This is a genomic window from Altererythrobacter ishigakiensis (assembly GCF_001663155.1).
GTDB lineage: Bacteria > Pseudomonadota > Alphaproteobacteria > Sphingomonadales > Sphingomonadaceae > Erythrobacter > Erythrobacter ishigakiensis.
Window position 1 is genome coordinate 482,751 of sequence record NZ_CP015963.1, and the last position, 19,789, is coordinate 502,539.

At 56.9% G+C, this 19,789-nt stretch carries 19 protein-coding genes; 15 read left to right on the forward strand and 4 right to left on the reverse strand.

All coding sequences use genetic code 11. From position 1 onward, the window contains the following. Positions 1 to 67 precede the first annotated feature (67 nt). A complete protein-coding gene (locus A6F69_RS02355) occupies positions 68 to 781 on the forward strand; it encodes a DUF1013 domain-containing protein (RefSeq protein WP_067596906.1) in 714 nt (237 codons plus the stop codon). Between the two features lie 58 nt (positions 782 to 839). After that, positions 840 to 2,504, forward strand: coding sequence for a long-chain-fatty-acid--CoA ligase (locus tag A6F69_RS02360; protein WP_067596908.1), 1,665 nt, complete (start codon positions 840 to 842; stop codon positions 2,502 to 2,504). 103 nt (positions 2,505 to 2,607) lie between these two features. Here A6F69_RS02360 and A6F69_RS02365 read toward each other — a convergent pair whose 3' ends face one another. Further along, entirely contained in the window at positions 2,608 to 3,039 is a 432-nt protein-coding gene (locus A6F69_RS02365; RefSeq protein WP_067596910.1) for a bactofilin family protein, read from the reverse strand. Between the two features lie 4 nt (positions 3,040 to 3,043). Next, a complete protein-coding gene (locus A6F69_RS02370; RefSeq protein ID WP_067596912.1) occupies positions 3,044 to 4,135 on the reverse strand; it encodes a M23 family metallopeptidase in 1,092 nt (363 codons plus the stop codon). A 319-nt stretch (positions 4,136 to 4,454) separates the two neighbouring features. Between A6F69_RS02370 and A6F69_RS02375 the strand changes: the two genes are divergently transcribed. The 10 genes from A6F69_RS02375 (at position 4,455) to A6F69_RS02420 (ending at position 12,984) form a co-directional block, all read left to right on the forward strand. Continuing rightward, entirely contained in the window at positions 4,455 to 5,732 is a 1,278-nt protein-coding gene (locus tag A6F69_RS02375) for a glutamate-5-semialdehyde dehydrogenase (protein ID WP_067596914.1), read from the forward strand. Between the two features lie 12 nt (positions 5,733 to 5,744). Next, complete coding sequence (locus tag A6F69_RS02380) at positions 5,745 to 6,413, forward strand: nicotinate-nucleotide adenylyltransferase (protein WP_067596916.1); 669 nt, start codon at positions 5,745 to 5,747, stop codon at positions 6,411 to 6,413. 129 nt (positions 6,414 to 6,542) lie between these two features. Continuing rightward, positions 6,543 to 6,917, forward strand: coding sequence for a ribosome silencing factor (rsfS, locus tag A6F69_RS02385; RefSeq protein WP_425388072.1), 375 nt, complete (start codon positions 6,543 to 6,545; stop codon positions 6,915 to 6,917). A 163-nt stretch (positions 6,918 to 7,080) separates the two neighbouring features. Continuing rightward, positions 7,081 to 7,500 (forward strand): 23S rRNA (pseudouridine(1915)-N(3))-methyltransferase RlmH, encoded by a 420-nt coding sequence (locus tag A6F69_RS02390; protein ID WP_067596920.1) that lies wholly within the window; start codon positions 7,081 to 7,083, stop codon positions 7,498 to 7,500. Continuing rightward, positions 7,497 to 8,762, forward strand: a complete 1,266-nt coding sequence (locus A6F69_RS02395) for a murein hydrolase activator EnvC family protein (RefSeq protein ID WP_245638271.1) — start codon at positions 7,497 to 7,499, stop codon at positions 8,760 to 8,762. The genes A6F69_RS02390 and A6F69_RS02395 overlap by 4 nt, the downstream gene beginning before the upstream one ends. 159 nt (positions 8,763 to 8,921) lie before the next feature. Further along, positions 8,922 to 10,316 (forward strand): S41 family peptidase, encoded by a 1,395-nt coding sequence (locus A6F69_RS02400; RefSeq protein WP_067596922.1) that lies wholly within the window; start codon positions 8,922 to 8,924, stop codon positions 10,314 to 10,316. 19 nt (positions 10,317 to 10,335) lie between these two features. Further along, positions 10,336 to 10,824, forward strand: coding sequence for a disulfide bond formation protein B (locus A6F69_RS02405; RefSeq protein ID WP_067596924.1), 489 nt, complete (start codon positions 10,336 to 10,338; stop codon positions 10,822 to 10,824). Positions 10,825 to 10,833: 9 nt separating this feature from the next. Then, on the forward strand, positions 10,834 to 11,355 hold the full coding sequence (locus A6F69_RS02410; protein ID WP_067596926.1) for a demethoxyubiquinone hydroxylase family protein: 522 nt from the start codon (positions 10,834 to 10,836) through the stop codon (positions 11,353 to 11,355). Positions 11,356 to 11,451: 96 nt separating this feature from the next. Beyond that, the gene (locus A6F69_RS02415) at positions 11,452 to 12,060 is read left to right on the forward strand and encodes a hypothetical protein (RefSeq protein WP_067596928.1); all 609 of its coding nucleotides are present in this window, start codon (positions 11,452 to 11,454) and stop codon (positions 12,058 to 12,060) included. A 72-nt stretch (positions 12,061 to 12,132) separates the two neighbouring features. Then, positions 12,133 to 12,984 (forward strand): hypothetical protein, encoded by an 852-nt coding sequence (locus tag A6F69_RS02420; RefSeq protein WP_067596944.1) that lies wholly within the window; start codon positions 12,133 to 12,135, stop codon positions 12,982 to 12,984. Here the strand turns inward: A6F69_RS02420 and A6F69_RS02425 are convergent. Next, the gene (locus A6F69_RS02425) at positions 12,981 to 13,991 is read right to left on the reverse strand and encodes an NAD-dependent epimerase (RefSeq protein WP_067596947.1); all 1,011 of its coding nucleotides are present in this window, start codon (positions 13,989 to 13,991) and stop codon (positions 12,981 to 12,983) included. The genes A6F69_RS02420 and A6F69_RS02425 overlap by 4 nt on opposite strands. Before the next feature lie 283 nt (positions 13,992 to 14,274). On the opposite strand from A6F69_RS02425, the gene A6F69_RS02430 reads away from it, so the two are divergent. The 3 genes from A6F69_RS02430 (at position 14,275) to galE (ending at position 17,210) form a co-directional block, all read left to right on the forward strand. Next, positions 14,275 to 15,099: a class I mannose-6-phosphate isomerase gene (locus A6F69_RS02430; protein ID WP_067596948.1), complete on the forward strand. Its 825-nt coding sequence runs from the start codon at positions 14,275 to 14,277 to the stop codon at positions 15,097 to 15,099. After that, complete coding sequence (locus A6F69_RS02435; RefSeq protein WP_067596950.1) at positions 15,092 to 16,132, forward strand: mannose-1-phosphate guanylyltransferase; 1,041 nt, start codon at positions 15,092 to 15,094, stop codon at positions 16,130 to 16,132. The genes A6F69_RS02430 and A6F69_RS02435 overlap by 8 nt, the downstream gene beginning before the upstream one ends. A 67-nt stretch (positions 16,133 to 16,199) precedes the next feature. Then, a complete protein-coding gene (gene galE, locus A6F69_RS02440; protein ID WP_067596952.1) occupies positions 16,200 to 17,210 on the forward strand; it encodes a UDP-glucose 4-epimerase GalE in 1,011 nt (336 codons plus the stop codon). 175 nt (positions 17,211 to 17,385) lie between these two features. Here the strand turns inward: galE and A6F69_RS02445 are convergent, their stop codons facing one another. Then, positions 17,386 to 19,665, reverse strand: a complete 2,280-nt coding sequence (locus A6F69_RS02445) for an O-antigen ligase family protein (RefSeq protein WP_211352805.1) — start codon at positions 19,663 to 19,665, stop codon at positions 17,386 to 17,388. Between the last annotated feature and the right edge of the window lie 124 nt (positions 19,666 to 19,789).

Consider the following 19,789-nt stretch of genomic DNA (forward strand, 5'->3'; position numbering starts at 1 on the left):
AAGGGGCGGCCCTTCTATTTTTACGCCCGATCTGGATCGCGGCGAGACTGTCTGAGGAATTTTCATCATGGCCCAACCAACACCGTTGATGCCGCACGCGACCGCCACCTGGCTGGTCGATCACACTGGCCTGTCGTTTGAGCAGATTGCCGAATTTTGCGGCCTCCACATTCTGGAAGTGCAAGCGATGGCAGACGATCTGGCAGGCAGCAAATATACCGGCCGTGACCCTGTGCACTCTGGTGAACTGACGCAGGAAGAGATTGCGCGCGGCGAAGCCGACGCGAGCTATGAACTCAAGATGCAAAAGGCGCCTGTTGAAGTGACCCGCACTAAGGGGCCGCGCTATACGCCGGTGTCAAAGCGCCAGGACAAGCCGGATGGCATCGCCTGGATCCTACGGAGCCACCCTGAAATGTCCGACGCTCAGATCTCGAAGCTGATCGGCACGACGCGCAACACGATCAATGCGATCCGCGACCGCACGCACTGGAATATTCAGAACATTCAGCCGAAGGACCCGGTCACTTTGGGCCTGTGTTCGCAGCGCGAGCTTGACGCTGTAGTCGCAAAGGCAGCGAAGCGGGCCGGTATCGAAGCAACCGAAGCTGCAGAAGGCGACAACCGTAGCGACAAGGAAAAGCTGATCGAAGAGCTGCGCGCAGAGCGTGAGGCTGCCACAAAAGCCGCTAATGAAGCCGCGCAAGAAGCCGAAGCTGAAGCATGGCTGGAGGCGAAGCGCGCTGCAGAGGCAGGCGAAGCGACAGACGGCGGCGAATAAGCGCTGAATTGGGGCGTTTTCGCTTGTCTGGTGGGAACGTATCGGCCACCATGCTTACATGGATGTAAGTAGGTCGCACTATCATCACCCCACGCCTTGGGATACGCAGTTCACACCCGTGACACTGCCAGAAATGTTCGCGCGTACCGCTGAGGTGCGCGGTGAGGCAGCATTCCTGCATTTCCTTGGCCGGACTTACACCTATTCCGAGGTGTTTGCCGAGGCGCAACGCTTTGCCGCAGGCCTTGTCTCTGCCGGGATCTCCCCGGGGGACAGAGTCGGGCTTTTCCTTCCCAATGTGCCGATTTACGCCAGCGCCTATTATGGCGCGATGATGGCGGGCGCCATCGTCGTGAACTTTTCTCCGCTCTATTCGGTCGAGGAACTGTCTTGGCAGGTTGCAGATTCAGGCACCAAGCTGCTCGTGACAGTGGACGTGCCTGAGCTTTTCCAGACGGCCAGCGAAGTTCTTGCAGCCTCCGACCTTGAGACGCTGGTGGTGGGTTCGCTTGCAGACATGCTGCCAACGCTGAAGGGTCTCGCGTTCAAACTGTTGAAACGGGACCAGATCGCAAAGGTCAATTTTGGTAATACGATCAACCGCTGGGATGAGGTTGCCAGGACCGGACAGCCGGCCCCGCAAATCTCAGTCACAGCTGAGGATGTGGCCTTGCTTCAATACACTGGTGGCACAACGGGTCGACCAAAAGGCGCGATGCTGACACATGCGAACCTGTCGGTGAATGCGCAGCAGGTTGTTGCGATCAATCCTTTCGAAGATCCATCAACTGAAGTGTTCATGGGTGCGCTGCCGTTCTTCCATGTCTTTGCGAACACGGCACTGCTTAACCACGCAGTTGCAAGCGGCGCTTCAATCGCGATGGTGCCGCGTTTCGATGCGGGTCAGGTCCTGAAAACCATCGCCAGGCACAAGGCGACTGGCTTTCCCGGCGTGCCGACCATGTTTCAGGCGTTGCTTGATCACCCTGATCTGGCGAAGACGGACCTGTCATCGCTGAAGGTTTGCATCTCCGGCGGCGCGCCGATGCCAGCCCCGGTTCATGAGAAGTTCGAAGACGTCACAGGCGTTCGGCTGGTAGAAGGCTATGGCCTCACTGAAAGTTCGGGGGTCGTTTCGGCCAACCCATACGAAGGAACACGCAAACGGGGCACAATCGGGCAGCCGGTCGCTGGCACCGAGTTGCTTCTGCTCGACAAGGAGGATCACACCCAACTCGCACCCGAAGGCGAACCGGGTGAACTGGCGGTGCATGGGCCGCAGGTCATGCGCGGTTATTGGAATCGTCCGGAAGCGTCGGCTGATGTTCTGATTGAGCGCGACGGTAAGGTTTGGCTTCGTACCGGCGACGTGGCGGTGATTGATGAAGACGGCTTCCTGAAGATCGTCGATCGCATCAAGGACATGATCACGGTCGGTGGTTTCAAGGTATTTCCCAGCCAGGTCGAAGACGTGCTCCTGCAGAACGACGCAGTTAAGGAAGCTCTCGTGATCGGAGTTCCCGACGACTATCGGGGCGAAGTGCCGCGCGCTTTTGTGACTCTGAACAGTGACGCGACTGCTACCGCAGAAGACCTGGGTGATTGGCTTAACGATCATGTTGGAAAGCACGAGAGAGTGGATGAAGTGGTAATTCGCGAAAGCCTGCCGAAAACGCTGATTGGCAAGCTTGATCGCAAAGCGCTGCGCGCCGAAGTCCTTTAGGACTGCTCAAACAAATGTTGGTCCAGCAGGCACCGGCGACCCATTCGGGTACGTAAAATGGCGCTGAAAATTAAGCGCCCTAACCTCCCGTCAGAAATCCGACTTAGTTGCTAACCAGACCCAACTTGGGTTCATCGCCTTCCGATTTCGGCTCATCACCCGCAGGCTGCGCCGGCTTGGCGGCAGTCTTCACCGCTTCGTTGGCCTTGGTGCCATGTGCGAAGCGCCCATCAACTTGAGCGCCTTGCTCTATTGTTAGCGCTTCGTATTGAACGTCGCCGTGGATCTGCGCGCTACGCAGAATCACAAGCTCCCGCGCGCGGATCGATCCATTGACTTTACCGGCAAGCCTTGCGGTCTCTGCGATTACCCCGCCTGCGATGGCACTCGTCTCGCCCTGCACAAGCGAGGAACATTTGATGTCGCCTTCGATCGTGCCGTCAACATGAAGGTCGGCAGATGCTTCAACATCCCCTTTGATCTTCACATCAGAGCCGATGACGGAAAAGGTCGAGCTGGAACTGCTGCTGGCCATGGTATTACTTACCGGTGCCGGCCGCGTCGGATTCGCGGGCTTCTTTGAGAACATCTTGCGCTGTCTCCAAAAAGGGGCGCGGATTGACCGCGCGATCATTGATGCGCACTTCGAAATGCAAGTGCGGGCCTGTTGAGCGGCCAGTATTGCCTAGCTTGGCGATTTGATCGCCCGCTTCGACTTCGTCACCGACTTGTGACGTGAACCCAGAAAGGTGCGCGTAGCGGGTCAAGACACCATTGCCATGGCGAATCTCGACCACCTTGCCATAACCGGCCTTGCGGCCGACAAAGCTGACCCGGCCATCGGCTGCGGCATAGATCGGCGACCCGCGTGGACCCTTGAAGTCCAGGCCGCGATGCATCGCGCCGCGGCGGGTAAAGGGGTCGCGGCGATAGCCAAAACCAGATGACATGCGGGTTTGCCCGGGATTGGTCGGCGTCACCTGCGGAATGGCGTCAAGGCTTGCCTCGAGCGCTGCCATACGCGCCAGGCTGAGACCCAAACGCTCGAAACGCGGGTCAACCTCTCCGCTGGCCGATGTCGCCAATATTTCAAGCGGACCACCCATGGCCTCTCGTTCAGCGCGGCGCAGCGTTGCCTGCGGGTCGAGGCCCAATTTACGCATCGCGTCTGCGGTACGCTCAGCCCGGCGGTCAGCAAAGCGGGTCAGGCGTTCCACAAATGCAAGCTGTCGTGCTTCGATTTCAGCCAGACCACGCGCTTCAGGGATCAGCGCACCGACCTTCTCGATTGTCGCCGCCGCCTCACTCGTCGAATCTGATACAGTCTCGCCTTCGCGAATATCTTCCGGCAACATCGGTTCGATTGCTTCAAGGAAGTCTTGCCGGGCCTTCAGGTCCTCAACGACGCCTTCTATGTCACCGCTATAGGCATCCATCCGCTCTTGCCAGGTTGCGACGGTTGCTTCGCGAGCCAGCAATGAAGCACGGTCAGCCGATGCGCGATACTGCGTCCATGCCATCGCCGCCATCGAAATACCCCAGCCAACGAGCAGCGCGAGCACGATTGATGCTGCAGCCATCTGCACACGAGAGGATATCTTGATGAAGCGGACTTGACCCTGTGACCGCATGAAAAATTCGCGGTCTGGGAACCATCGACGCAAGCGGTTGCCCCACCCGCTTACGGATTGTTCGTTTTGCAAAGCGACCCCTCTTCGTGGTGCGTTATTTTTACCCTCTACGATGCGTATCGGGGCTAATCGGAAAAATCGAATCAAATCTTAACGTCCACGTCGAATCGATATGATGCTGCGATGAACTGCACCGACACGGGAAAACCTTAAGCTTTGGCGCGATTTGATTCACCAAAGAAGCCCGCGAAGCCAGAGTTTCTGCGGCGTAAGGATTCGCGCGCTGACAGCAAGAGGCCGCGCTGCTATTGATGGCAATATGGCCAAAGACTTAGACTCCGGTAAGACAGATTTTACCAGCCTTGTTGAAGGTCTGGCGCGCAAAGGGCGTGCCGCGCAACGTATGATTGCGGCGATGCCCAGCGCCAGCAAGGCCGATGCCCTGATGCGCGCAGCATCTGCTATCCGCGAATCTGCCGAAGCCATCCTCGCCGCCAATGAACAGGATTACGCCTCAAGTGAAGCGCGGGGTCTCGCGCCAGCGATGCTTGATCGGCTGAGGCTGGATACGGGCCGTCTGGAAGACATTGCCGCGGCGGTTGAGGCTGTTGCGCAGCTTCCCGATCCGGTTGGCGACATCATTGATGAATCTGAGCGGCCGAACGGTTTGCGGATGCGCCGCGTAAGGGTTCCAATCGGCCTGATCGGCATAATTTACGAGAGTCGGCCTAATGTAACTGCTGACGCGGCGGCGCTTTGCGTGCGTTCTGGCAATGCTGCTTTGTTGCGCGGTGGCAGCGAAGCCGTTCACACCAACCGCGCCATTCACGAATCGTTTGTTCGCGGACTGGGTGACGCGGGTGTCTCGCCCGAACTGGTACAGTTGATGCCGACACAGGATCGCGATGCGGTGGGTGCCATGCTAATGGCGTCAGGGCTGATCGATATGATTGTGCCGCGTGGCGGTAAGAGCCTGGTCGAAAGGGTGCAGAATGACGCCCGCGTACCGGTGCTCGCTCATCTTGATGGCATCTGTCACACCTATGTGCATGCCGCAGCCGATCCGGCAATGGCACGCAGGATCGCCGTCAATGCGAAGATGCGGCGCACAGGCATTTGCGGTTCGATGGAAACACTTTTGATCGATCGTGGTTATTCAGCGCCGGCAGAATTGATTGGCGATTTGATTGATGGGGGCTGCGAAGTGCGCGGCGATGCACAGGTTCAGGCACTCGACAGCCGGGTTATGCCAGCAAGCGAAGATGATTGGAGCACTGAATATCTGGCCGCGATCGTGTCCGTTGCGATGGTTGAGGATATCGATGCAGCGATGCAGCATATCGAGCAATATTCCTCGAGCCATACCGAGGCGATCATTACTGACGACCAGTCAGCTGCTGAGCGTTTTATGGCGCAAGTCGACAGCGCGATCGTGATGCACAATGCTTCAACCCAGTTCGCAGATGGCGGGGAGTTTGGGCTGGGCGCAGAGATAGGCATTGCCACCGGCCGGCTGCATGCGCGCGGCCCCGTCGCGCTGGAAGGACTTACCACCTACAAATGGCAAGTTCGTGGCGCCGGGCAGGCGAGGCCTTAGGCTCTGCGCAGCATGACCCCCATCCGCACAGGCTTGCTCGGCGGCAGTTTCAATCCTGCACATGGCGGGCATCGCCGGATTTCGCGCTTTGCGATGGAGGCGCTTGGCCTGGATGAAGTCTGGTGGCTTGTTTCCCCCGGCAACCCCCTGAAGCCGAAGAAGGGAATGGCGCCGCTAGCTTTACGGCTCAAATCGGCTCGAGATCAGGCGCGCCGGCTGCCAATTGTGCCAACCGCGATCGAGCGCGAGTTGGGCACACGCTACACAGTCGAGACGCTGCAGGCACTCAAGCGGCGATACCCGAAGCGCGAATTCGTCTGGTTGATGGGGTCAGATAATCTCGCGCAGTTTCACCTCTGGCGCAAATGGCGCACAATTGCCCGCACAATGCCGATTGCGGTCATCGCAAGGCCCGGCTATGATGCGGATGCTATGGCGAGCCCCGCCATGGCCTGGCTAAGGCGCTATCGGGTGCCGAAGGCCAGTCTCTTTAACGGGGGCAATGGGAGCGCACCGGCACTGGTGTTATTGCGTTTTGATCCCGATCCGCGTTCGGCCACGGCGATCCGCCGCGCCGTTCCAGATTGGTCTACGCACTACGCCGGAGCTCCTCCTCGCGATCCGCTGACCCATCGCCTGGTGCATACCAGGTGTGAAGTTATGGCAGAGGAGGGTTCATGATAGAGCGCATGGGCGTTCCATCTGATCCCGTGCGGCTACTCGCACCCGTTTCCACTAACAGGAGTATCGCAATCGCCTATGAATCAGGCGCAAACCACTTCGGCATCTGCCGATCACGCCAGCCACGGGATGCAGCCCATGGCTAAACCCGATCTTTCATCAGATGCACTTCACGACCTCGTGATGGGCCAGCTTGATGATGATCAGGCCCAGGAAATTGTCTCGATTCCGCTTGAGGGGAAGAGCTCGATTGCTGACCATATGGTGATCGCCTCGGGTCGTTCGACCCGTCAGGTTGCCGCAATGGCGCAGAAACTGGCTGAAAAGATCAAGCAACAGGGCTTTGGCTCTGCGCGCGTTGAAGGACTCCCGGCCGCTGACTGGGTGCTCATCGATGCGGGCGACGTTGTCGTGCATCTGTTCCGTCCGGAAGTCCGCAGCTTCTATAATCTGGAACGCATGTGGGGTTTCGGCGAAGCTGAGCCGGCTGCCGGCACGGCATAAATTGCTTCGCCGCAAGCGCTGGCGGACGCATTGGTTGCCTTGAGCTTACGCGCCAGTCGGCGCGTCGGGCAGCCACCCATTGGCTCGAGACTGCATGTCAGCCGTTCAGGCCTCCCTTCGGAGGCATTGGTTAAGGCCAAATGCCGTTAGAGAAAGGAAGTCCATGCTTCTGCACGTTATCGCACGCGGCAAGATCGCTCGTTCGCCAGAGGCCGATCTTGTTGCAAGATACGAAAAGCGCCTCACCTGGCCGGTCAAGCTGACAGAGTTGCCTGAAACAGGCGGTCGCATTCCTGATGCGCAATCACCTTTCAAGACTGTTCTTCTTGATGAGCGTGGCAAAAACCTGAGCTCTGCCGAGCTGGCCTCAACCATGGATAAGTGGCGCGACGACGGCATGCGCGAAGCGCGTTTTGTGCTTGGTGCAGCCGACGGGCACAGCAAGGGGGAGAGGGCCGAAGCGGATCTTTTGCTGGCATTCGGCAAAGCGACATGGCCGCATCTGATGGCACGCGCGATGCTGATGGAGCAGCTCTATCGTGCGACGACGATTCTTGCCGGCCACCCCTATCATCGGGCATGAATGACGCCATGGAAGGGCTGACATCACGACTGACTGCAATGGCCGTCTCGGCATTGGGCCTGACGCTGGCTGGATGGGGCGCTGTGACTGCCCAATCTCAGCTCTTTGTGAGCACAGCTGCTGTGTCCGGCTTTTCCAGTCAGAATGAAGCCCGCGAGGCACTGGAGCGAGCACAAGCGTCAGCAGGTTTTGCTCAGCAGCGCGCACAGCAATTCTCTGAAGCAGCCGCCAGTGCAACAGCTGAAGTGGATCGGCTGGCTAATGAAAGCGCGGCGCTTGCGGCTCAAATACAGCAAAGCGAAGCGGACATTCTTGTCGCAACCGCTCAGCTCTCTCTGATCGCGGATCAACGGCGGGCGCTGGATGCACGGCTGGCAGAAAAGCAGCAGCCCTTGGTCAAGCTGACAGGGGCAATACAGAATATGGCCCGCAGACCTGTCGTCCTCTCCGCCTTTCAACCCGGATCGCTTCGCGAGACAGTCTATGTGCGCGCGGTGCTGGAAACCACGCTTCCCACTATTCGCGAAAAGACCGCGGAATTGCGCAGTGAAGTTGAGCAAGGCCGCGCGCTGGAGCGTGACGCGGCGCGGACGCTAGCCAATCTTCAAAGTAGCGAAGCCGCACTGCAGACGCGCCGCAACGAATTGACGGCATTAATCTCGCAGCAGCAACAGGCTTCGCGCAGCAACAGCGCGATGGCTCGCCGGGAAGCGCAACGAGCGCTCGCCTTGGCCGAAGAAGCCCGCGATCTGGATGAATTGGTCGGCGAGTTTGATCGTGCAGGATCGGTGCGTAGTGCGCTGGCGGCACTTCCCGGCCCGATTATCAGGCCCGAGCGACCCGATGCATCGCGCGTTATGCCCGCAGCGGTGCAGTCTGCACGATCGCAAGACACCTCGCCCCCGGGCGAATTTCAGTTGCCGGTCCAGGGCCGTACTCTCGCGGGGTTCGGTGCGACAGACGGGGCGGGGATGCGAAGCAAAGGCCTCACGATTGCACCTTCACCTGGTGCGCAAGTGGTTTCTCCGGCTGCGGGTCGCGTTTCCTTCGCGGGGCCTTATCGCGGATTCGGGCGAATCGTGATTATTGAGCATGCAAATGGCTGGACCAGCCTCATCACAGGTCTGTCCCGAAACAGCATTGAAACAGGCGATCTGGTTATCGCGGGCGCACCAATAGGCACTGCCGGTCTTAGTCAACCGGAAATCGGATATGAAATTCGCGAAAGCGGCAATCCTGTTAACCCTCTGAACTTACTATAATTATCGGGCTGTTTGCGTCGGGAAATTACACGCAATTCGGCTGCTCCAATTAGACTTTGTATCGAATTGCGAACCATTGCGGGACGACCTTTCATCATCATCTGGCATTCAGGCGCACTGCGCGATACTATGTGCATATAGCTTTGGAGAGCACGACTGATGAAGATGGCTAATCTGCTGCGTAGCGCTGCTTTGGTGACAGCGGTGGCTTTGATCCCGGCGACCACGGCCGGAATGGCTCAGATTGATGGGCGCGCGGGTCCGGAGTTTGCCAAGCTTTTTGCCGCTTATCAGCAAGTGAAGGCCAACTATGTTGAAGACGTCGAAGATGATCAGCTGATCCGTGGTGCCATCAACGGTATGCTCGGTTCGCTCGATCCGCATTCGTCTTACGTTGATGGCAGTGCGCTTCAGCGTCTTACGACAATGATTGACGGCAATTATTCCGGACTTGGTTTATCAGTCGTGCTGGATGACGGCGCGGTGAAGGTTATCTCGCCATTCAAAGGCAGTCCTGCGGACAAAGCGGGCATCAAGGCCGGCGATTTCATCACGCATCTCGATGGTGAACTAATTTACGGCAATGATCTTGATTCCTCGGTTGCGCGGATGCGCGGTGAGGTGGGTACATCGATCGAGCTGACAGTTTTCCGCCCGGGCCGCGAAGAGCCGCTTGAAGTCAGTGTGACGCGCGGCGTAATCGAGCTGGAGCCGGTTACCTATGAATTGCAAGGCGGAAATGTAGGCGTCATTTCGGTCAACGAGTTCTCGACCAATGTCGGGCGCGATGTTTACACGGCATGGGAAGCGCTACAGCGCGAGGCAGGCGGGAGCCTTTCCGGTCTGATCCTCGATCTGCGCTCAAACCCGGGCGGATCGCTTGACGAAGCGGTTGGTCTTTCGGACCTGTTCCTGAGCGAAGGGCGCATCGTAACCCAGCGCGGCCGTGCACGTGGAGAGAACGTGCACTACGATGCGGACAAGCTGTCGAACTATCGCCATTTGCCGCGTCAACAGGCGCAACGCTACATGGGCGAGATTGCAGCTGACCTGCCATTGATCGTGTTGATCGACGCGGGCTCAGCGTCCGCTTCTGAGATCGTTGCCGGCGCATTGCAGGATCATCGCCGCGCTCTGGTTATGGGTGAACGCAGTTTCGGCAAGGGCAGCGTGCAGTCGCTGTTACCGCTGGGCCGTGATGCCGCGATCAAGTTGACGACCGCACGTTACTATACGCCCGCCGGTCATTCAGTACAGGAAGGCGGGATCAAACCGGATATCGCTGTGCCTCAACTGTCTGATCCGGATCTTGAACTCCGCAACAAGTATCTGATGCGCGAAAGCGATCTGCGTGGTCACCTGGTCAATGATCTTGGCATCGAAGTGGAAGCGCTCGAAGATGATACGATCGATGATCCGCGCTTCAAGATCACCGCCGCTGAGCTTGAGGAGCAGGGGGTTAAAGACTTCCAGCTGCATTATGCAGCGGAAACTTTGCGCCGCACTACGCTGGCAACGGTTGCGTTGCGCAATACAGTGGAACTCAGAAACTAATTGAGCTAGCGGCCTCTGCATGGACCACTCGCAAGCGGAAAAACCCGCCGACCTTTTCGCACAACACCTGGCGCTGAGCATTCCCGCTTTGTTGCTGGGCGGTGCCTACCTCTCTCAATACGGCTTCGGTCTTTATCCATGCGAGATGTGCTGGTGGCAGCGCTACCCGCACTTTGCCGCCCTGGCCCTCGCATTTATGTCATTCTTCGCGCCGCCCCGCAGCCTTTGGATCGCACTGGCGGGCCTTTCGATCTTTATCTCGGGCGCTATTGGCGGTTTTCATGCAGGCGTCGAATACGGTTGGTGGGAGGGCCTCACCTCTTGTTCAAGTGCAGTGCCTGCAGATGTTGATCCGATGGAAGCAATCATGAGCGCGCCGATCATCCGCTGTGACGCATCGCCATGGGACCTTTTCGGAATTTCACTGGCAGGTTGGAATTTTCTGATCTCATGCGGAACCGGCGTTCTGATCTGGGCGCTTCTGGCAAAGAGCAGCAAGGCATCTTAAGTAGGGCAAATGACTAAAGACGAAATGCATCGCATGATCCGTGTTGACCAAGCTGGTGAGTTTGGTGCGACCCGGATCTATGAAGGCCAACTGGCGGTAATGGGTGAACGCGGACCGCACGCTCAGGAAATCGTCCATATGGCGGAACAGGAAAAGGTTCATCGCGAGAAGTTCGATGCTCTCATGGCAGAGCGCGGTGTTCGCCCCACCGCGCTGCAACCGTTCTGGTCTGTAGCAGGCTACGCATTGGGTGCGGGAACGGCATTGCTGGGCCCGGAAGCAGCCATGGCGTGTACCGCGGCTGTCGAAGAAGAGATCGACAAGCATTATTCGGAGCAGCTTGATCGATTGGCGGAGACCGGTGAAGATCCTGAGCTCGCCGAGATGATACATCAATTTCGCGAGGAAGAGCGCGAGCACCGCGATACCGCGCTGGAGCATGGCGCAGAGAAAGCTCCCGCATATCCATTGCTGTCTGGCGCCATCCGGCTGGGTTGTCGCGCGGCGATCAAGCTGGCTGAACGCATTTGATTGCAATCAAAGCGCACGCCTGCGCTTAATATGCTATTCAACTGTGCGCCGCTTTAAACGGTTATTTATTATCGACTCAGAAAAGGAACGCTCACCATGAAATGCGTGGCTTCACTCGGTGTATTGGCAATGGCTGGAGTGGCTTTTTCTGCCGCACCCGCATCCTCTCAGGAAGAGGGCGGCGACCGCGTCAATATGGTCATTGCTTATGCTGAAGACGAGTGCCCTGAGCCGGTAGACGACGAAGAGATCGTCGTTTGTCAGATCCTGGTTGAAGCGGAGCGCTATCGCATTCCGTCCAATTTGCGCACCAGCTCCAGCCCTGAGAACACGCCTTGGGCGGAACGGGTTGAGCAATTCAAGATGATCGGTGCGTTTGGAACAATGTCATGCAGCCCAACCGGTGCGGGCGGTTTTACCGGCTGTACGCAACAGATGATTGATGCGGCCTATGCCGATAAAGCAGAAAGCTCACGTGTCCGGTTCAGCCAGCTTATTCAGGAAGCACGCGAAGAGCGTCTTTCGACCATCGATGCTGATGCAGCGGCAGAGCAGGAGCGGGTTGAACAGATCGAGCGTGAGTATCTTGAGCGGCTCGAGCGAGAGCGACAGCAACCCCTGCCGGGCGAAGAGGCTGAGGCCCCGCTGCCAGATCTCGGTCCCGAGAATGCAGAGGAAGCGCCTTCGGACCCGAATAACGGCTGACCTGCGTTTGAGAGATGAGCGCGTTCGCGCTATGACTGATGTGAAGTTCGCATGCTTCGCAGGAGTTCATCCATGATTGAGCGCAATCCTTTTCTGGCACTGGCGCTGACCACATTGGTCGGAATTGGCATCATCATTGCGCTATATATTTCGCTGAACGATCCGGGTCCTCCGCCAGAAACCGAGCAAGAGCGCTTTGATCGTGTGCACACGGTATTTGTAGAAGCTTTGGCAGGCGGCGCGGCATGGTCGGGCCGGGTCGAAATCTTAGGGCTGCAAACCAATCGGACGGCTGCGCATACGCCTGGCTGGCAGGTCACCGGGACTGGCGGCGCGTGCGACGCCTCGGGGAGCTACACAATCCGCGATCGTCCCGCCAATCCACTGGCTATAATGGCTCCGCATAGCCAGTCAGACGTCAATACGGGCGAATTGGCGCAGCTTTTGTTCGAACAGGCCAATGCTCGTGCTGTGGCGTTCAACACAGCGCCGCGCAGGGCAACAGATGAATGCGAATCCGGCCTTGATCTGACGACCGACCGTTGGAACCCATTCTCTGCATTCGCATTGGCATTTGCGGATTCGAACCGAGACGGGCTTGTTGTGCAGCTGCATGGGTATGAGGAATCTGGCGGCAATGCCGGCCAGGGAGTGGAGGTCCTCATTGGCGCAGGGTTGGGCGCTTCGCAGCCGGTGAATGCGTCCCTATCTTCGTGCTTTGCCGAAGTGCTTGGTGGAGGCGATATCAGGGTTTTGGCCAGTGATGCGGCGGCAAACAACGCGCAAGGCAGGGTGCTACAAGTGCGGGGGCACCGCAATTTCGTCAATATTGAGCTGTCAGAAGAACTGCGCCAAGCCATGCTCTCTGATGCAGGCTTACGAGGTAGCTTCGCAAACTGCCTGGTCGCCGCAACCAATGCCTAGACAGAATAATACTCGCGGTACCAGTCGACGAATTTTTGCACGCCCTCGCGCACTTCAGTTTCCGGAGTGTAGCCGGTTAACGCCCGCAGAAGCGAATTATCCGCCCATGTGGCCGGCACGTCCCCCCTTTGCATGGGCATGAAATTCTTGATGGCTTTGCGCTCGCATGCCGCCTCGATAGCCTCGATGAAATCGAGCAGCCTGACTTTGTCGCCATTACCGATATTGACCACACGATGGGGTGCATTGGGAGATAGGCTGTCGCCTTCGATTGCCCGGCCGCGGGCGCTAGGGGCCTCGGGCGGTTGATCGATCAACAGTTCGATACCGCGCACCAGATCGGTTACATAGGTGAAGTCTCGGTGCATATTCCCGTCGTTATATACGTCGATCGGCGTGCCCTCGAGAACCCCCTTGGTGAATTTGAATAGCGCCATGTCGGGTCTTCCCCAAGGTCCGTAGACTGTAAAAAAGCGAAACATGGTGGTGGGGATGCCATGCAAATGCGCGTAGCTATGCGCCATAGCTTCGTTTGCTTTCTTGGTCGCTGCATAAAGCGTCATTGGCGCATCGGCTTTGTCGGTTTCCGCAAAAGGGATTTTCTCGTTGGCGCCGTAAACCGAACTGGTCGATGCCATCAGCAGATGCGCGACTGAAAGTTCGCGCGCCACTTCGATCACGTTGAAGGTGCCGACCAAATTGGCGTCAACATAGGCGCGCGGGTTTTCCAGGCTGTATCTGACGCCGGCTTGCGCAGCGAGATGGACGATGACATCGGGCTGTTCCTCAAGCGCGATGGCACGCAATCGATCATAGTCTTCGAGCATACCCTCTTCACGTCGAAACTGTTCGTGCTGTGAGAGCAATTGGTGGCGACGCTCTTTGAGCCTCACATCGTAATATGATGTCATGCCATCATAACCGATGACGCGGTTTCCCGCTTGAAGCAAAACTTCGCTCAAATGAAAACCGATAAACCCTGCAGAGCCAGTGATAAGAACTGTCATTTTGGCCTTTGCTCTGTGACTAAAGTCATCAGGCTATTTCATAATCTTGGGCCTTGGCAAGTGATCGACATAATTCTATCTCTCGCTTCGCCATTAGGCGCTTACTTCTTAAGCTAAATGAAAAAGATGGAACCGACCCGTTTGATCAGCCGATTAACTTAGGTGGAACGATAACGCTCATTCTTTGACAATGGAAAGCGCCCGCCAAGTAGCTCCTCATCTAGCTCCCATGCTTCAGGCCAGACGAGAATTTTTTGAAAGTGCATCAAGTGGAAATAATCCAATGAGCGAAGCAGCGCTCCTAACTCGCAAGGCCGTCGCAAAGCCTTGGGGGCGTACTGCTCTGCCTCCTCCATTTGATATCGCACAATCTGGAACAATTGGCGAAATTTGGTTTGAACACGCAGGCAAGCCGCTCGACTTGCTAGTCAAATACCTTTTCACCAGCGAGAAGCTCTCAATACAGGTTCATCCATCCGATGAACTGGCTGCCGTCAAGGGCTTGCCTTCAGGTAAGGAAGAATGCTGGTTGGTGCTCGATGCTGAGCCAGGTGCAGTGCTGGGAATTGGAACGCTCGAGCCGCTATCCTCTGATGAGCTGCGCACTGCAGCGCTCGACGGCTCCATTGAACACATGATCGACTGGAAACCTGCAACTCGTGGAGATTTCTATTACATCCCCGCCGGAACTGTGCATGCGATCGGAGCGGGTGTCACCCTGGTTGAAGTGCAACAGAACTCCGACATCACTTATCGATTGTTCGATTATGGCCGGCCTCGCGAACTCCATTTGGACAACGGCGTTGAGGCCGCATCGGCCGCACCCTATCCGGACAAGTTGGGAGCAAAGATTGATCTTACTGTTGTGCAGCAACTTGTCGCTGGGCCCAAATTTGACTTATGGCTGGGCCATGGTTGGCCGTCACGGGGGCTGACCGGAGAATTGGCGCATTTGGTCCCGCTCACCGGTTCAGTCACTGCGGACGGAGTGACCGCTCGGGCTGGCGAATGTCTGATCTGTTCACCCTGCTCCGAACTTCGGATAGGGCACGACGCCCAGCTTTTAATTGCGCAAGCGCGCTGCGACAATCGAGGCGCAAATGCCTGATAGGATCACCCCTCTTGTGCTGTCAGGCGGCTCCGGAACACGTCTTTGGCCGCTTTCGACTCCCGAGCGCCCCAAGCAATTTCTACGCCTATATGGTGATGAGACTATGATCGCTCAGACGCTGCGACGGGCGGAGGGTCGCGATATGTTTGCGCCACCAATTATTGTTGGCGCGGCGCGGCACAAACCTCTTCATCTCGAGGCTCTTGCTGAGGTAGGGGTGGAGGGTGGTGTAGTCATTCTGGAGCCGTGTGCCCGCAACACCGCTCCCGCCATTGCCTTGGGCGCGATGGAAGCAGGTGATGACGCTCTTGTACTTGTGATGCCCAGCGACCATGTCATTCGGGACGTCCAAACCTTCCATGCGGCTATCGAACGGGCGTTGCCTGCTGCAAAAGAAGGGTGGTTGGTGACTTTCGGAATTGAGCCCACCGGCCCCGAAACGGGCTTTGGATATATGCAGGTAGGTGATGCGCTCACCGGTATGAATGGCGTTTTCCGATCCCAAGGTTTTACCGAGAAGCCCGACCTAGCGCGGGCGCAGGCTATGTTGTCTTCTGGCGATTATTATTGGAACGCTGGCATCTTCCTCTTTCGAGTTGATACGTTTCTTTCTGTCCTCGAACAATTGCAGTCGGAAATGTTTGCCGCTGTCAAGGCAGCCATGGCCCGGGCGAAAAGGCAAGGCGCAATCATTATGCCTGATCAGGGTGAATTTGCTTTGTCACCCCCGAACTCGATCGACTACGCGGTGATGGAACATGCTCCAGAAGTTGCCGTGGTGCCGGTATCTTGTGGCTGGTCTGACGTTGGCAGTTGGGACGCTCTTGCTGATATTTCCAGTACCGACGAAGAGGGCAATGTGTTTTTCGGCGAAACCAACGCGCTCGATTGTTCGGGCACCTTTACAAACGCAGATGGCATGCGGATCAACGCGGTGGGCTTAAGAGATATGATCATCGTTGCAGCGGGCGGTGAGATTTTGATCATGCCGCGTGGGGCATCGCAGCGCGTCAAGGACTTGCTGTCATGAGCAATTATTTAGAAAGCCTCACTATTGGGCGGATTGGAGCGCAAAGCGCAATTTTAGGCGATCTGACATGAGGGTTTTTGTCACGGGCGGTGCGGGCTATATTGGAAGCCACACCATTCTCGAGCTGCTGCGCGCAGGTCATGAAGTGCACTCCTGCGACAACTACTGCAATAGCTCCCCTGAGGCGCTTCGCCGTGTTCGGCGGCTTGCAAATGCGGATCTAGGCGAAGCCAATATTGATGTGCGGGACTGCGAGAAACTGACGCAGGTTCTTGCGAATTTCTTGCCAGAGGTCGTCATCCATTTTGCAGGACTAAAAGCGGTCGGCGCCTCAGCAGAGGAGCCGCTCAACTATTACGACAACAATGTCTCCGGGACGCTGAGCCTTCTGAAGGCGATGGACGGCGCCGGTTGCGAAAAGATTGTCTTCTCTTCCTCGGCGACCGTCTACGGTGCGCCAAGGTACTTGCCTTACGACGAGGCCCATCCGCTCGCTCCAGCCAATACCTATGGGCGCACCAAGCTCATGGCGGAACAGGTCATCAATGACTGGCATGGCTCGACGCCTGGCTCATCAGCCGCGCTGTTGCGCTACTTTAACCCGGTGGGAGCGCATCCGTCAGGCGAGATTGGAGAGGATCCCAACGGCGTTCCCGACAATCTGATGCCATATATCGCGCAGGTGGCCGTCGGCAGGCGTCTTAGCCTCAGTATATTTGGCAATGATTATGATACGCGTGATGGGACAGGCGAGCGCGACTATATCCACGTGGTTGATCTTGCCCGCGCGCACGTCGCTGCGATAGATTTTGTATCTGCAACTGCGGTCTGCGAAGCCTTCAATATTGGTACCGGTACGGCCTATTCGGTGAAGGAAGTCGTCAAGGGATTCGAGGCTGCCTCTTCGAGGACCATCCCGGTCGAGGTTGCGCCGCGCCGAGCTGGAGACCTTGCAAGCTATTATGCCGATCCGAGCAAAGCCCTGGATCGCCTAGGCTGGCGGGCTGAATATGGCCTTGAAGATATCTGCGGATCAACTTGGGCTTGGCAATCGCGCAATCCTCAAGGGTATCAATAGTTTGCAATACAGAGCATTTGCGCAGCTCTTTGCGTGTTGGGAATTTTTTGAAGCCATCCGGAGAGCATCGCCGAAAGTGCGGGTTGCAATGCTTCAAGACTTCGCCATTCAATCTGACCTTGCGTGGCGAACGGCCGACTGCGTGTTCCTGGATCAACTGCGCGCCTCGTGCTAGTCAAGGTAGGGTTAGCTTGATCGAATCAATCGAGAGGTCTGAACGACGATCGCCCGACTGAGGGCTGCCGCCTATGAGGAGTTCAGGATAGTCGCATGGGGCCCCGGCTTCCGCTTGGTAGTAAGCGGAGCGGCGATCCATACCCGGGCTACCTACTGAGCCAGCCATTTTGCGCACAAACAATACTTCCCGCTCTCCAGGGCAGGCAAGGGTGAAGCGTAGAGATTCCAATCCGCGCAACTGGCTGCCTGCGCTGAGCGCAACCTCAAGTTCAGGTCGCTGGCCCTTGATCAAGAAAGTCATGGTTCGTGCAATTGTGGGCGCACCACGGCCGCTCCAGCGAAGGACAAGGCGGCTGCCCCATTCTTCGCTAATAATTTGGGTCGAAAGCCCCGACTTGTTCGTCAGGCGCCAATCTTGGGGTGCAGTCGCCCAGCGAGTTTCGGATGGCTCTCCGAGCCATTGATCGAAACCCGGATCAAAGAGGAGCTGCGATTTCCTTTCTGTAGGAAGTTCAGACCTGGCTAAATCTGCAATGGCTTTTCTCCGGCCTGCAGCAAACAAGGCATAGAACGTCGCTTGCCTCTCGACGCGGCTGACCGAAATGTTTTGGTCAGACATATATCGCAAAAGCCGCAGGCGCGCATCGAGAACCTCTGGGTCAGCAAGCGGTTCGGCGAAGCGAAAGTAGCGCTCACGCCATATTGGATCCTGCGCTAGCCAATCGACCATAATTCTTGTTCCAGCGGGATCGACTTCGATTTGTGTAAGCAGAGGCATGATCTGCTCGACCAATTTGTCCCGTCTTAAGAGAGCATCGATGTGATTTAGCGCGGCTTCGAGATCATTGCGCTGGGCCGCTTCATACAAAAGGTTCTGCTGGGTTGGCGTGTTACGCCACCCCATCTTGCTGAGGGTAGAAATATAAGCGCGGCGCCGAGTGTCATCTAGCCCTCTTTTCACTTCGCTTGCAAAGATTGCATTGAGAAGTGACTGGTCTAACGGCTGGCGATTAAGTGCCCGCATCGCGGCGCTAAGTTGGGCAGTGCTCATAGCCTCGCCCTCAGAAACAAACTGGTTGACACCAGAGCGTTCGACTACGTCCGGACCCTCTTTCTGATAAAATACAAGAAATACCAGTGCGGTTATCGCCAACGCCCCGCCTGTGAGGCCAATCGCCTTTAGTCTGACAGTGCGATCGCTCCATACCGGTGACTGGCTAAAGCTTTTATTAGAGGACGGACGCTTGCGATGGAGAGAAAATAGAAATCCGCAAGACATGGCGAATAGGACTGCGTGGCTCTGCGTGCGAAGCGGATAGTCTACTATTGAATGCAATGCGACTAATCCAATGCTCACTGCGGCCGGTAGCGCGAATACCCCTATGTCAACACTGCTCCGTAACCCCTCCAAAATTCGCCTCAGATAGAGAGCGGCGAAAAGCAGTAATAGGATCAATCCGGGCACGCCAAATTCGATTAAGACTTCGAGGTAGTCGTTGTGGATACGATTGAAGTAGAGCGGATTGACGTCTTGCAGCCGTTCGATCACAGGATAGACGCTGGTATAGCTCCCAAGACCGGCACCCCAAGGTAGGTACTGTTCGATGAGCGGCGAGGATTTCTGCCAGATCTCCAGACGGCCGTTTTCCTCGATTTGCGAGAAGCGATCGAGTGCGGTCTGTGTCGTTGAGCTGAAGGTCACAAAGTAGAGCGCTAAAGCTGCGGCGAACCCACCGGCAGCGACGTAGGGCCATTTTAGCTTGTCGTGTTTAAAGATCGCAAAAAGCGTGATACAAAGTCCAAGCATAGTGAGGCCAATGCCGGCACGCGACAGCGTTCCCACAGCGGCTGTGAAAAAGACTATTGCTGCGAGAGCTGCGAGAGCAATTGTTAGCCGATGACTGTCGAAGCGTTCCTTGATGGCTGCGACGGCAAATACGCCCCCAATAGCCATGAGTAGGCCTTGATGATTGCGATTCGCAAAAAAGCCCAGAAAGCTGCCGCGATGACGAGAGTTGTATATATCAAGTGCAGAGCCATTAGACCCAAATTGGATCAGGCCGACTAACAGCGAAATCATTACAACGATTATCATCGCCCATACGACCTGTCTGCGTCCGCTTCGGTCTAATGTTATAGAGGCAAGAAAAGCTGCAGCGGCAGGCAAGATCATCGCAAAACCGAACAGGGTGTCCCGGGGGACGAGAGAAAGCCCGCGCCAGTCACTCGAGGTGCCAAGCAGATCGAAAATCTCGCCCGCAAGTTCGCGACCGTGCAATGAACGCCAAACTTCGGGTGGCAATGGGGCCAGTTGCAAAACCGGCAAGAGCACAATGGAAAGCGCCAATCCCCTTGCTGCCAATGGCATCGACGCAAATTGAGCGCTGCCACCGGCCGCTAGC